Genomic DNA, 13,650 nt, shown 5'->3' with positions numbered 1-13,650 from the left:
GGACGCTTTCGGGGTGCTAGGGATGCAGATGCCAATCCTGCTGCCCCGAATGTCTTTTACATTGATGGAGCCAGGTGTGGAAAAGCATATGCTTAAGTACGAACTAACTTTTGCTCAAGTTAGAGGCGGGCTTGAGGAACGGAAAAAGCAATGGATTGCTACTCAAGATCAGCTTGGAATGCAGGATCAGTTTTCCGAGGCTAAGGATGCTTTTGTCCGTATGTATAAACCGCTGATACAGCAGGCAGGGGTGATAGAAAAGGGTTTGCTACAGCTCGGAGAAACCAACTGTGAGAAAATTCTAGGGCAAATCGCCTATCTGGAGGCAAAGGTGCAGGAAGCACTGCTTCGGCAAAATGGAACAGCACTTCGCCACTGGGATCATATCGAATGGTCGCTTTTCCCATTTGGACAACCGCAGGAGCGTGCGTATACAGTCTATCATTTTCTGAACCGTTACGGTCTCGACCTGATGGATATGATTATGGACGTGCCATTGGATCTGTCGGGAACGCATCGTGTGATTTATGTATAAGGATCACAAACCCATTTAACTAATATATAGGAGGAAATAACGTATGACTTCCCATTCTCTGCAAAATAGCATTATTCACGATCTTAAATTGGCCCCAGAAGGTCATTTGAAAATTGATTGGGTAGAAGCCCATATGCCAGTATTGAACCGTATACGTCAACAATTTGAGCAAGAGCAGCCTTTTGCCGGTCTGAAGGTAACGATTTGTTTGCATTTGGAGGCCAAAACGGCTTATCTGGCTAAAGTGGTACAAGCAGGTGGAGCACAGGTCACCATTACAGGAAGTAATCCATTGTCAACACAAGATGATGTTTGCGCCGCATTAGTTGAAGATGGTGTAACGGTATTAGCTAAATACAATCCAGATCCTGAGGAATTCAAGATTTTGCAAATCAAGGCGCTGGAAACCAAGCCAGATCTCATTATCGATGACGGTGGCGACTTGGTTACTTTGTTGCAATCTGAACGTCCTGATCTGATTTCTACGATCCGTGGAGGAGCAGAGGAGACCACTACAGGGATTATTCGCTTGAAGGCCTTGGAAAAAGAAGGGCAGCTTCACTTTCCGATGGTCGCTGTAAATGATGCTTACTGCAAATATTTGTTCGACAACCGCTATGGTACAGGCCAGTCAGCTTTCGACGGCATTATTCGTACGACTAATTTGGTAGTGGCAGGAAGTACAGTAGTGGTAGTAGGGTATGGCTGGTGTGGCAAAGGGGTTGCTATGCGTGCAAAAGGGCTGGGAGCCAATGTGGTGGTAACCGAAGTTGATCCAATCAAGGCCGTAGAAGCCCATATGGATGGGTTTCATGTGATGCCAATGGTGGAAGCTGCCAAAGTGGGCGATTTCTTCATTACAGTAACTGGAAATAAAGCTGTGATTACAGGCGAACACTTTGATGTGATGAAGGATGGAGCTGTGCTGTGTAACGCAGGCCATTTTGATGTGGAGGTTAGTAAGCCTGAGCTTGCTAAACGCTCCGAATCCATTCGCACAGTGCGTCGCAATATCGAGGAATACCGCTTTAAGGATGGACGTAAGATGTATTTGCTCGCAGAAGGGCGCCTCGTAAATCTAGCTGCCGCTGACGGTCATCCTGCGGAGATTATGGATACGACATTTGCGCTTCAGGCACTTGGCTTGAAATATGTGAATGATCGTTACAACGAGCTAGGTAAAGCCGTGATTAATGTGCCTTATGAAATTGATGAGCAGGTAGCTCGTTTCAAGCTTGATAGCTTGGGGATCAAGATTGATACATTAACAGAAGACCAAAAGGTCTATCTGGATAGCTGGAACGCGTAATTATTTTCAGTAATGATGTCCGCTGCAGAAATGTTGCATTTTTAATGCAAGTGCTTGTATAGGTTGACATATGGATCGAATATAAGCCCTTTATTCCATGTTGTTTCGAAACCTGATGCATATTGTCGGGGTTCGTTTTCGTGGGATAAGGGGCTTTTTGGCATCTTATGACGCAGGGCTACAATAACAGACAGCATGCCATGAATCTAGAATTATCACTTTTTCGTCATGAAAAAGAGGTCTTTGATTTTTTAAAGCGAATCTATTATGCTTAGGTGGTGGAAAGTGGGCCAAAGTGGGAGAATGGGGTAAGGGGTGACGAAACCAATGTTTATGGGGGAGTTCCAACATAGCATTGATGATAAGGGGCGGCTTACTGTCCCAGCCAAGTTTCGTGAACTTCTCGGTGCCTCGTTCGTGGTTACCCGCGGGCTGGATCAATGCCTCTTCGTGTATCCCATGGATGAGTGGGCTGTTATGGAGAAAAAACTTAAAGCACTGCCTCTAATGAAAGCTGATGCGCGGGCGTTTACCCGGTTTTTTTTCTCGGGGGCGACTGAATGCGAATTGGACAAACAGGGCAGGGTAAATTTACCGGGGAATTTGTGCGAATACGCCAAGCTTACAAAAGAGTGCGTCGTATTGGGAATGTCCACCCGGGTAGAGATTTGGAGCAAGCACACTTGGGAGCAATATTTCAACCAATCAGAAGAAGCATTTAACGACATTGCTGAGAAATTGGTTGATTTCAACTTTGAATTGTAATTTAGGAGGTCAGCCGTTTGTTTCACCACATTACCGTACTCAAGGAAGAAGCAACACAGGCACTAAACATCAGGCAGGACGGGATTTATGTGGACTGCACGTTGGGAGGGGCAGGACACAGTTCCGTCATTGCATCACAGCTTGGCCCTGAGGGAAGGCTCATTGCCTTTGATCAGGACGACTGGGCATTGAACAATGCACGCGAAAAGCTGTCAGCCTATGAAGGAAAGGTTTCATTAGTGAAATCCAACTTCCGCCACTTGCAGGACAAGCTGGCCGAACTGGGATTGCCTGAAAAAGACGGCGTTCCGCAGGTCCAGGGTATTTTGTTTGACCTGGGTGTATCCTCGCCCCAGTTCGATGAAGGGGAACGGGGATTCAGTTACAATCATGACGCGCCGCTTGATATGCGGATGGATCAGAGCAGTTCGCTTACAGCATACGAAATTGTTAATGAATGGCCGGAAGCGGAGATTGCCCGTATCCTGTTTCAATATGGAGAAGAGAAGTTCTCCAGGCGGATCGCGAAGATCATGGTTGAACGTAGAATGAACAAGCCTATTCACACAACGGGGGAACTTGTCGATATTATCAAAGAAGGAATTCCGGCTGCGGCACGCAGAACCGGGGGACATCCGGCTAAACGCAGTTTTCAGGCTTTGCGGATTGCTGTGAATGATGAGCTGGGTGCACTGGAAGATACTTTGCATCAGGCAGTAAGATGTCTGGCTCCAGGGGGCAGAATTTCGGTTATTACGTTCCATTCCTTGGAGGATCGGATATGCAAGCATATTTTCAAAGAGTATTTGGCGAAAAGCATCTATCCGTCTGATTTGCCGATTCTGAATGACAAAATGGTAGGCGATCTGAAGCTGGTGAATCGTAAGCCGATTGTGGCATCAGAACAGGAATTGGAGCTTAATCCACGATCCCGGTCAGCCAAGCTGAGAGTTGCCGAAAAATTGTAAATTTAATGGAGAAGGAGAGGCGACATGGCTTATACACGCGGTAATTTGGCTGTGAAAGAAAGAGCCCGTCAGGAACAGGTTCAGCAACAACGGTATCGTGAAACCACTAAAGTCGTTACACGCCGCAGAGAGCTGCCGATTCGAGAAAAGCTGCTGTATCTATTGACACTTGTAGCATGCATTGTCATTGCTGGGACGTTGATTGGCAGGTATGCTCACATTTATCAAATTAATTATGCAATTAGTACAGCCAGCAAGGACATTTCCAAATTACAGACCAATATCGCCCAACTGAAGATTCAAAAGGAGCGTTTGGAGAATCAGATTGTGCCAACGGCAAAGGAACAGGGGTATATCGAACCAACAAGAGAGCCCATTCGTGTGGAAAAGCAGGCTGCCAAATAGTTCAGAGCATAGCATCAAGCTATGCTCTGACGTACATTTTTTTGCAGAGAGGTTTGAGCTATGGTCAAAAGAATAAAGCTTCGCACACTGCTAATAGGGGGATGTATTACCCTCTTTTTTCTTGTTCTGCTACTTAAGGTATTTTGGATTCAAGTCGTGAGTGGGGAACATTGGCATAATCTAGTAGTTACACAGGTAGAAAAAGATCAGGTGATTCAACCCAAGCGGGGAACCATCATGGATCGTAAGGGGAATGTACTAGCTGCGGATGCACCGGCTTATACGGTGGTTGTCAATCCTAGCATCATTCAGGAATATGACTTGGAGAATGAGGTTGTATCCAAGCTGCATCAGCTACTCAAAACGCCCGAGGATGAGCTGAGAAGACATTTATCTGCAAAGGATAAAGAGGGGGAATACTTAAAAAACCGTGAGATTCGTAACGGGGGCTGGAAGGTAGACCCTGAGGTGAAGGCACAGGTGGATACGTTCAAACAGTATTTGAAGGATAAGTATGGGGTAATTGGAGCTGTGGACACTGTTCAGGAATCCAAACGCTATTATCCGGAAAATAAGCTGGCTTCTCATGTCCTTGGCTATCTACGAAAAGATGGTACAGCAGGTATGGGGTTGGAAGCCTATTATAATAAAGAGCTTTCCGGTACAGCTGGCAAGCTGCTTTATCAGCGGGACCGAAAGGGAGTTCCTCTTCAGGGATCGGAAAATATCTATGAGCCGGCTCAAAATGGGAAAAATTTAAAGCTGACGATTGATGATACGATTCAGTATTATATAGAGGATGCCATGCAGCAGGCGATAGCAACATATAATCCGAAAACGATGACGGTTGTAGCGGCTGATCCCAAAACAATGGATGTTCTCGGTATGGCGACTTATCCGAATTTTAATCCCAATACATATGGGAGTACACCTTTGGAAAATTTCCGTAATAATGCTACCCAGTCGATCTATGAACCGGGCTCCACGTTCAAGATAGTAACTTTGGCTGCAGCAGTTCAGGAAAAGTTATTTAATCCGAATGATACCTACCAATCTGGTATGATTCGCGTCGGAGGCTGGGATATTCGTGACGTAAGCCGTAACTGGGGAACATTAACCTACCTGCAAGGGGTCAAACGTTCAAGTAACGTCGGCTTCGTTCATCTGGGGCTCGATAAGTTGGGGGGCGAGAGGCTGAAGAGGTATATCAATAACTTTGGCTTTGGTGTGAAAACAGGCATCGATCTCCCAAGTGAGTCTACGGGTGCTATTACCTTCCATACCCAATACAAATCCGAAGTCGCCACGGCTTCCTTTGGACACGGACGTGTTCAGGTAACGCCAATTCAGCAGGTAGCAGCGATCTCAGCAATAGCTAACGGTGGGAAGTTGATGCAGCCTCATCTGGTGAAGGAAATTATAAACCCGGATACAGGCGAAGTGCAGACGATTCAACCGAAGGAAGTCCGCCAAGTAATTACTCAGGAATCTGCAACTCAGACAAGCAGCTACCTGGAACAGGTCGTGTCTGACCAGGAAATTGGTACGGGGCGTCTTGCCTATATTGATGGATATCGTGTTGCTGGTAAAACAGGGACGGCGACGAAAGTTGTCGGTAAAGTATATGACCATTCCAAGGATGTCGTGTCCTTTATTGGTTTTGCACCTGTCAATGATCCGAAAATAGCCGTCTTGGTCGTCATGGATGAACCTAACAAATCGGTAGGCGGCGGTACAGCAGCAGCGCCTGTGTTTAAAAAAATTGTGTCCCAATCGCTGCAATATATGGGAGTTCCTAAAACGGGAACCAAAATGAATAAATCAGATGGGGCTGCAGTAAAAACGGTGAATTTACCAACGGTACCACAATTAACAGGCCAGGTGAAGAAGGACGCGCAAAATACATTGCTCAAACAGGGAATTGCTTACGAAACGGTAGGTAAAGGCTCCAAAATTGTCCGTCAATATCCTGAAGCAGGCGTCAAAATGAAACCAGGGCAGCGTATTTATTTGCTGACTGAGGATAGTGCCAACATGACAATTCCTGACTTTACGGGTGTGTCTTTGCGTGACACACTTCAAGTCTTAACACTGATGAAGGTTGGCGTTCAGGTAACCGGTGAAGGGTATGTTGCTTCTCAAAAGACACAAATGGTAAATGGCAAGCGGATCGTCAGTGTGACGCTTATGCCAGCCAAAGAAACAGTGACCGGCGTGAAGCTAGAGGAAGCACAGGACTCGACCACTGGAGTTGCAACTAACCAGTCAGGCAACTCAACGGGAACAGCGACCGATTCTAAAACCAAAACCGGTGCTACGGCGGATGCTGGAACAAACACGGTGGCTCCTAAAGGAGGAATATCTGCAATAGCAGATGAGAAAAGCGCTGCCGCAATTAAAGGCGAAGATAACTGATAGCTTGTTCTAATGTTCGTTCTTTTGAATATTCATGAGGTAAGACATGTCATGAGTATTTGAGGAACGGAGGGGGCGCGTTTGAAAAAATCTAACGTGACCATGCGGCGCAGGCTGGTATGGGGGCTACTGGGGTTGTTTGTACTGTTTGCGGCCTTGTCGATCCGGCTCGCCTATGTTCAATTGGGTAAAGGAAGCGAGCTTTCAGCCAAGGCTGAAGATTCGTGGCGCCGCAATATTCCTTTTGCCGCCAAGCGTGGCGAAATTTTGGATCGGCAGGGGACTGCGCTGACCTATAATGTCAGCTCGCCGACGGTCATGGCGATACCAGTACAAATCAAGGAGCCGGAAGAAACGGCACACAGGCTGGCACCCTTGCTGGATATGAGTGAGGATAAAGTGCTCAAGCTGATTACCAAACGAACAGCAAGCCAAAAACTTCAGCCCGGCGGACGAAAAATTACGATGGAGAAAGCCCAAAAAATTCGTGATTTGAAGCTGCCGGGTATCGTTGTTGCTGAAGACAACAAACGCTATTATCCTTATGGTGATCTGGCGGCTCATATTCTTGGGTTTACAGGAATTGATAATCAAGGGCTGACAGGCGTAGAGAAGCAGCAAAACAGCAAGCTTCGGGGAATCGACGGGAGCATCGCGTATTTATCAGACGCAGGTGGCCGCTTGATGCCTGGCTCATCTGAAAAGTACATTGAACCGAAGGATGGACTAAATCTGCAATTAACCATTGATAAGTCAGTGCAGTCCATCATGGAACGTGAGCTTGACCAAGCCATGGTCAAATTTCAGGCGAAGTCCGCGCTGTCTATTGCGATGGACCCCAAGACGGGTGAAATATTAGGCATGGCTGGACGACCCAGCTATGAGCCAGCGCTATACAAGCAATATGCGCCTGAAATTTACAATCGAAATCTGCCAATTTGGATGACATATGAACCTGGGTCTACTTTTAAAATTATTACACTGGCCGCTGCCTTGGAAGAAAAAAAGGTCAATCTCAAAAATGACCGTTTTTTTGATCCGGGATATATTGAAGTCGGTGGAGCACGCCTGCGTTGTTGGAAAAAAGGCGGGCATGGCAGCCAGACCTTTCTTCAGGTAGTGGAAAACTCTTGCAACCCCGGCTTTGTAACGTTGGGACAACGCCTGGGCAAAGAAACATTGTTCAAATACATTCGCAATTTCGGCTTCGGCAGCAAAACAGGAATTGACATGATTGGTGAGGGCAATGGAATTTTGTTCAAGCTACCTCAGGTGGGACCTGTAGAGCTGGCTACTACGGCTTTTGGTCAAGGGGTATCTGTCACTCCGATTCAGCAGGTAACGGCCGTATCGGCAGCAATCAATGGCGGTAATCTTTACAAGCCTCACATTACCAAAGGCTGGATTCAGCCTGGAACGGGAAAGATTCTAGAAAAAGTGGAGCCGCAATTGGTGCGTAGAGTGGTTTCAGAGGAGACTTCCCGACAGGTAAGAGAAACGCTGGAAAGTGTCGTCGCTAAAGGTACAGGTCGTCCTGCCTTTATTGAAGGTTACCGGGTCGGCGGTAAAACGGGTACAGCACAAAAGGTAATTAATGGACGGTATTCTTCCTCGGAGCATATTGTATCCTTTATTGGTTTTGCTCCGGCGGATGATCCGCAAATCGTCGTCTATACTGCTGTCGATAACCCGAAGGGGATTCAATTCGGCGGGGTGGTTGCTGCGCCAATCGTACAAAATATTTTAAAGGATGCGCTGATTGCCTTGAAAATACCACCTCGCACCAATCAAATTGCCAAAGAGTACAAGTATGGCGAAAATCCGATTGAAACGGTGCCCGATCTGGTAGGTGCCACTGCAGCTGATTTATATGAAGATATGAATATGAACTTTATGCTCGTGAAATCCGGGTCAGGCCAGACGGTTGTGAGTCAGGCGCCGAAGCCGGGCGCCAGATTAGAGCGGGGATCAACGATCCGTATATATATGGGGGATTGATAGGTTCTTTTTATACCATACTATGAATAATGAGAGAGCAATGGAGGAATGAAAGATGCAGCTTCAACAATTGGCTTCACTGCTGGCCGTCTCCCGTGTGGTGGGTGACGGTACAGTGGATTGCCGAGGAATCGGGGCGGATTCACGTCGCGTGCAGCCAGGAGACTTATTTCTGTGCTTGCCCGGTTTTACAGTAGACGGACATGACTATGCTGGGCAGGCCGTTGCGTCCGGGGCATCTGCTTTGGTCGTAGAGAGAGAACTGGATGTACCCGTTCCGCAGCTTGTTGTTAAGGATGCGCGACATGCGATGGCGGTTTTGGCGGATTATATGTTTGATTCACCAAGCCGCCGCATGCGCATGATCGGCATAACTGGAACGAATGGGAAAACAACGATAACATATCTGATCGAAAAAATTATGAATGACGCTGGGGTAAACACTGGGCTGATAGGTACGATTCAAATGCGTTATAACGGTCAGTCTTATCCTATGTCCGGTACTACGCCTGAAGCGGTAGAACTGCAACGTTATCTTGGGAATATGGCAGAGCAGGGGGTTCAGTGCTGTGTCATGGAAGTATCTTCACATGCGTTGGAGCAGGGTCGCGTCAAAGGAACAGATTTTCGTACCGCTATATTTACAAACCTGACTCAGGATCATCTGGACTATCACAACACGATGGGGGAGTACCGTGCTGCAAAAGGGCTTTTGTTTTCCAGATTGGGGAACACCTTCTCTAGCGATACATCCAATAGTAAATATGCTGTTCTGAATGCAGACGATCCAGCCTCTTCCTATTTGCAGGCTCAAACTGCGGCCCAAGTGATTACATACGGCGTGGAAAAGGACTCGGATGTGCAAGCTTCTCGTATCACTATAAGTGCCAAAGGAACCTCCTTCCATGTATCCACTTTTAAAGGAGATGCTGACATTGAGCTTCGAATGGTAGGCAAGTTTAATGTGTACAACGCACTGGCAGCCATTTCAGCTGCTTTGCTGGAAGGAATCTCGCTCTTGGATATCAAGCGGAGTCTGGAATCAATCGCAGGCGTGGATGGACGTGTAGAGCCTGTTGATGCGGGTCAGTCCTTTGCTGTAATTGTTGATTATGCCCATACGCCGGATGGATTGGAAAATGTTCTGCGCACCGTAAAGGAATTTGCGGTTGGCAAAGTATGGTGTGTATTTGGATGCGGTGGAGATCGGGATCGTACAAAACGTCCGTTAATGGGGAAAATTGCTGCACGATACAGCGATCATTCCTTTATTACTTCCGACAATCCGCGAACAGAAGATCCGCTGGCGATTTTGCAAGATATCGAACAAGGGTTGATTGATGAAGGCGTACCTGCCGAACGTTATGAACTGATCGTGGATCGCAGAACTGCAATTCATAAAGCTGTTGAAATGGCAAGCCCTGACGATGTAGTATTGATTGCGGGAAAAGGTCATGAGACTTACCAGTTGATCGGAAACACGGTGCATGAATTTGACGATCGCATCGTAGCCAAAGAAGCGATAAGGGGTTTATCCAAGTGATGAAAAGAACAATCGGTCAGATTGCATCCATGTGTGGAGGGACACTTCACGCAGAGGCAGATGCCGAACGGATGGTTGAGGGTGTTTTTACAGATTCACGCAGGCCGCAGAGCCTGGGGTTGTTCGTTCCACTCGCAGGTGAACGATTTGATGGACATCATTATGTTCAGCAGATCATAAGCGATGGAGGGGCTACCGCGTATTTATGGCAAAAGGATCATGGAGCACCTCCGACCGTGAATGCTATTGAGGTTGAGGATACGTTAGAAGCCCTTCAGCATCTATCAGCCGCATACTTGCGAGAAACTGGCGTTTCTGTCGTCGGAATCACGGGAAGTAACGGCAAGACGACAACGAAGGATATTGTAAATGCTCTGCTGGGCACGACTTTTAAAGTACACAAAACCGAAGGAAATTATAACAATCATATCGGGTTGCCGTTAACGGTACTGTCCATGCCGCAGGATACAGATATAGTGATTCTGGAGATGGGTATGAGTGGGCGCGGAGAGATCCGTCTACTGGCTAATATTGCTCAACCAGATGTAGCTGTCATAACCAACATTGGCGAATCGCATTTACTTCAGCTTGGTTCTCGCACTGAAATTGCTCGTGCAAAGCTGGAAATCGCAAGTGGGATCAAACCCGGTGGATTGCTTATCTATAATGGGGATGAACCACTACTTCCACAAGTGTTGGCAGAGCCTGAGACGGTCAAGCCTGAAGGATTAAAATTATTCACGTTCGGGTTAGCTACGGACAATGATGATTATCCAACTGAAATTACTTCGGATGGAGAAGGCAGCTTATTCATAACAGCCCAATCCGGCCAAGAGGCTTTCCGGCTTCCCCTACTTGGACAGCACAATGTTGTAAATGCATTGGCGGCGCTGGCAGTAGCACGTCATTTCAATGTGGATGTAGACCATATACGTAAGGGATTGTCGTCTTTAAAGCTGACGGGCATGCGCATTGAAGTCGTGAAGTGTGCGGATGGACTCACCGTGCTGAACGACGCTTACAATGCCAGTCCGGCTTCCATGAAGGCAGCAATTCAGACGTTGTCTGCATATAAAACGGCTGGACGTAAAATTGCCGTGCTTGGTGATATGCTGGAACTTGGAACTGAAGAAAAGCAATTCCATGAGGAAATTGGGCGTTTTGCTGCAGAGCATAACCTAGAGACAGTGTTTACCTACGGTGAGTTGGGCGCTTCAATTGCGCAGGGTGCGCGTGAGACGATGCCAACTGGTAACGTACATGCTTATACAGATAAGCAAAAGCTGACCCAGCATTTGCAGACTTATCTCCATGCCGATGATATTGTGCTGGTTAAGGCATCCAGAGGGATGCGATTAGAAGAAATTGTGGATGCGCTGAAAAACGGTCCGCTACAGAACTGATGTTGACGAGAGGGAGACTCCCATGGATATTCAATTATTACTGCTGACGATCGTCGTATCGTTTATACTGGCGGTCATTGCCGCTCCATTGCTCATTCCGCTGCTGCGGCGAATGAAATTCGGCCAGCAGGTCCGGGATGACGGGCCGCAAAGCCATCTTAAAAAAATAGGTACGCCTACAATGGGTGGTATCGTAATTCTGCTGGCTTTTACGCTGACCTTTCTTAAGTTCTCAGCTATCAAAAATACGGACTTTTACGTTCTGCTGGTTGCTACACTCGGTTTTGGACTAATCGGCTTTCTGGACGACTATATCAAAATCGTATTTAAACGCTCGCTTGGTCTAACGGCGCGTCAAAAGCTGTTCGGGCAGTTATTGTTTGGAGCGATTATGAGCTGGCTTCTGATTAGCAATGATCACAGCACAGCAATCGGCATCCCGGGCACATCATGGTCATTTGATTGGGGCGGTTGGTTTTATTATCCGTTCATTATTATCATGATGCTGGCGATTAGCAACGCAGTCAATTTTACAGATGGGCTGGACGGGCTGCTGTCCGGTACAAGTGCGATTGCATTTGCTGCTTATGCTGTTGTGGCAATTCAAGCAACCTCGCTTCCGGCTGCCGTTTGCGCAGCGGCCATGATTGGCGCTGTACTTGGTTTTCTCGTATATAACGCTCATCCTGCCAAAGTATTTATGGGTGACACCGGCTCGCTGGGAATCGGTGGCGCCATAGGTGCCATTGCCATCGTTACAAAAAGCGAAATTTTGTTCATCATTATCGGTGGTGTATTTGTAATCGAAATGTTGTCCGTAGTCTTGCAGGTAGCCTCCTTTAAAACACGTGGCAAACGTATTTTCAAAATGAGCCCGATTCATCATCATTTCGAGCTGTCCGGCTGGTCCGAATGGCGCGTAGTTATTACATTCTGGGCTGTAGGACTGCTGTTGGCAGGACTTGGACTTTATCTCAACAAGGGGTTGTAGACAAATGAATCATCCAGACGCATACCGAGATCAGGAAGTTGTCATTATCGGTCTGGCCAAAAGCGGCGTACAAGTTGCCAAGGTGCTGCACCAGGCTGGTGCCAAGCTCATAGTTAATGATAAAAAAGATAGGGAACAATGTCCCGAAGCTTCTGAATTAGAGGCTTTGGGAATTTCCGTTTTATGCGGGGGGCACCCGGAAGGGCTGATTCATCCTGGAGTGAAGCTGGTTGTCAAAAATCCAGGAATTCCTTACACAGCTCCTCCCGTACAGAAAGCTGTCGAGCTCGGCATTGAGGTTGTGACCGAAGTTGAGGTCGCTTACCATCTATGTAAAGCTCCGATCATCGGAATTACGGGCTCCAACGGAAAGACGACTACGACTACTTGGGTGGGCAAGTTGTTGGAGGCATCCGGTATGAATCCGATTGTGGCTGGTAATATCGGTACGCCATTATGTGAGGCGGCTGTGGACGCCAAGTCGGACGAGTGGATGGTTGTGGAGCTGAGCAGCTTTCAGTTAAAAGGAACAAAGGACTTCAAACCCGCTGTAGCCTGCTTGCTCAATGTAGCTGAGACCCATTTGGACTACCACGGAGGCATGGAGGACTACGTTGCCTCCAAGGCACGTCTTTTCGCCAATCAAACAGCAGCAGATACTGTTGTGGTGAACTGGGATGATCCCGTCTGTCGAGAGCTTGTGCCCTATATTCAAGCAAAGCTACTTCCTTTCTCCATGACGGAACGTTTGCAGGAAGGGTTGTTCGCTGACCCGCCATACATACCGGATGTGACGGATGATATTGAAAGAAATATCGTTTATCGTGATGGCAATGGGGTACTGCATCCCATTATAGGCGTCAGCGATATTGGTTTACCGGGTCGTTTTAACGTAGAAAATGCTCTGGCTGCTTGTGCAATCGCCATTGCCGCAGGCGCAGAACCAGCAAAACTAGCGGAACCTCTAAGTGCTTTTCGCGGCGTAGAACATCGGCTTGAATATGTTTTAGAACACGCTGGAGTGGCTTATTACAACAATTCCAAAGCAACCAATTCCAAAGCGACCATGATGGCCTTATCTTCCTTTAAGAAGCCCATTGTACTCATTGCCGGAGGATTGGATCGTGGCTCTGATTATGCGGAGCTTGTACCGTCCTTGCAGGAAGGTGTGAAAGCCGTTGTGCTCTTGGGTGAGACACGGCATAAGCTGGCAGAACGGGCCCGTCAGGCTGGAATAGAGCATGTCAAGGTCGTCGATAATGGGGAGGATGCCGCCGCTACGCTCGTGGAGGCTGTATACAAGGCAGCTGAACTTGCT

General features: G+C 47.5%; 10 protein-coding genes and 1 pseudogene. All 11 read left to right on the top strand.

Going from position 1 to position 13,650, the window contains the following annotated elements; translation table 11 throughout:
- Positions 1-535: pseudogene (locus AC5V8P_RS16355) on the top strand (bacillithiol biosynthesis cysteine-adding enzyme BshC); the annotation flags it as partial.
- 43 nt (positions 536-578) lie between these two features.
- A complete protein-coding gene (locus tag AC5V8P_RS16350) occupies positions 579-1,844 on the top strand; it encodes an adenosylhomocysteinase (protein WP_064796051.1) in 1,266 nt (421 codons plus the stop codon).
- A gap of 327 nt (positions 1,845-2,171) precedes the next feature.
- Positions 2,172-2,609, top strand: a complete 438-nt coding sequence (gene mraZ, locus AC5V8P_RS16345; protein WP_064796052.1) for a division/cell wall cluster transcriptional repressor MraZ — start codon at positions 2,172-2,174, stop codon at positions 2,607-2,609.
- Positions 2,610-2,626: 17 nt separating this feature from the next.
- Positions 2,627-3,577 carry a 16S rRNA (cytosine(1402)-N(4))-methyltransferase RsmH gene (gene rsmH / locus AC5V8P_RS16340; RefSeq protein WP_064796053.1) on the top strand — a complete coding sequence of 317 codons (951 nt, stop codon included), beginning with the start codon at positions 2,627-2,629 and terminating at the stop codon, positions 3,575-3,577.
- Positions 3,578-3,601: 24 nt separating this feature from the next.
- Positions 3,602-3,982: a type VI secretion system membrane subunit TssM gene (locus AC5V8P_RS16335; RefSeq protein WP_063210134.1), complete on the top strand. Its 381-nt coding sequence runs from the start codon at positions 3,602-3,604 to the stop codon at positions 3,980-3,982.
- 60 nt (positions 3,983-4,042) lie between these two features.
- Complete coding sequence (locus tag AC5V8P_RS16330) at positions 4,043-6,397, top strand: penicillin-binding transpeptidase domain-containing protein (protein WP_064796054.1); 2,355 nt, start codon at positions 4,043-4,045, stop codon at positions 6,395-6,397.
- A gap of 81 nt (positions 6,398-6,478) precedes the next feature.
- Complete coding sequence (locus AC5V8P_RS16325; protein WP_064796055.1) at positions 6,479-8,395, top strand: stage V sporulation protein D; 1,917 nt, start codon at positions 6,479-6,481, stop codon at positions 8,393-8,395.
- 55 nt (positions 8,396-8,450) lie between these two features.
- A complete protein-coding gene (locus AC5V8P_RS16320; RefSeq protein WP_063210137.1) occupies positions 8,451-9,938 on the top strand; it encodes a UDP-N-acetylmuramoyl-L-alanyl-D-glutamate--2,6-diaminopimelate ligase in 1,488 nt (495 codons plus the stop codon).
- Positions 9,938-11,341 carry a UDP-N-acetylmuramoyl-tripeptide--D-alanyl-D-alanine ligase gene (locus AC5V8P_RS16315; protein ID WP_064796056.1) on the top strand — a complete coding sequence of 468 codons (1,404 nt, stop codon included), beginning with the start codon at positions 9,938-9,940 and terminating at the stop codon, positions 11,339-11,341. The genes AC5V8P_RS16320 and AC5V8P_RS16315 overlap by 1 nt, the downstream gene beginning before the upstream one ends.
- Positions 11,342-11,363: 22 nt before the next feature.
- Positions 11,364-12,332 (top strand): phospho-N-acetylmuramoyl-pentapeptide-transferase, encoded by a 969-nt coding sequence (mraY, locus tag AC5V8P_RS16310; RefSeq protein WP_063210139.1) that lies wholly within the window; start codon positions 11,364-11,366, stop codon positions 12,330-12,332.
- 4 nt (positions 12,333-12,336) lie between these two features.
- Positions 12,337-13,650 (top strand): UDP-N-acetylmuramoyl-L-alanine--D-glutamate ligase (murD, locus tag AC5V8P_RS16305; RefSeq protein WP_495473727.1); only part of this gene is annotated, 1,314 nt, incomplete at its 3' end.

It is taken from the genome of Paenibacillus sp. N119s (genome assembly GCF_059447605.1).
The sequence above is the reverse complement of the archived record's forward strand: the minus strand, read 5'-3'. Positions and strand labels throughout refer to the sequence as shown.

Excerpts from the sequence above, each read along its gene's own strand:
- AC5V8P_RS16350 (WP_064796051.1), top strand. The coding sequence starts at position 579 with ATGACTTCCCATTCTCTGCAAAATAGCATTATTCACGATCTTAAATTG.
- mraZ (WP_064796052.1), top strand. The coding sequence starts at position 2,172 with ATGTTTATGGGGGAGTTCCAACATAGCATTGATGATAAGGGGCGGCTT.
- AC5V8P_RS16335 (WP_063210134.1), top strand. The coding sequence starts at position 3,602 with ATGGCTTATACACGCGGTAATTTGGCTGTGAAAGAAAGAGCCCGTCAG.
- AC5V8P_RS16330 (WP_064796054.1), top strand. The coding sequence starts at position 4,043 with ATGGTCAAAAGAATAAAGCTTCGCACACTGCTAATAGGGGGATGTATT.
- AC5V8P_RS16320 (WP_063210137.1), top strand. The coding sequence starts at position 8,451 with ATGCAGCTTCAACAATTGGCTTCACTGCTGGCCGTCTCCCGTGTGGTG.
- AC5V8P_RS16315 (WP_064796056.1), top strand. The coding sequence starts at position 9,938 with ATGAAAAGAACAATCGGTCAGATTGCATCCATGTGTGGAGGGACACTT.
- mraY (WP_063210139.1), top strand. The coding sequence starts at position 11,364 with ATGGATATTCAATTATTACTGCTGACGATCGTCGTATCGTTTATACTG.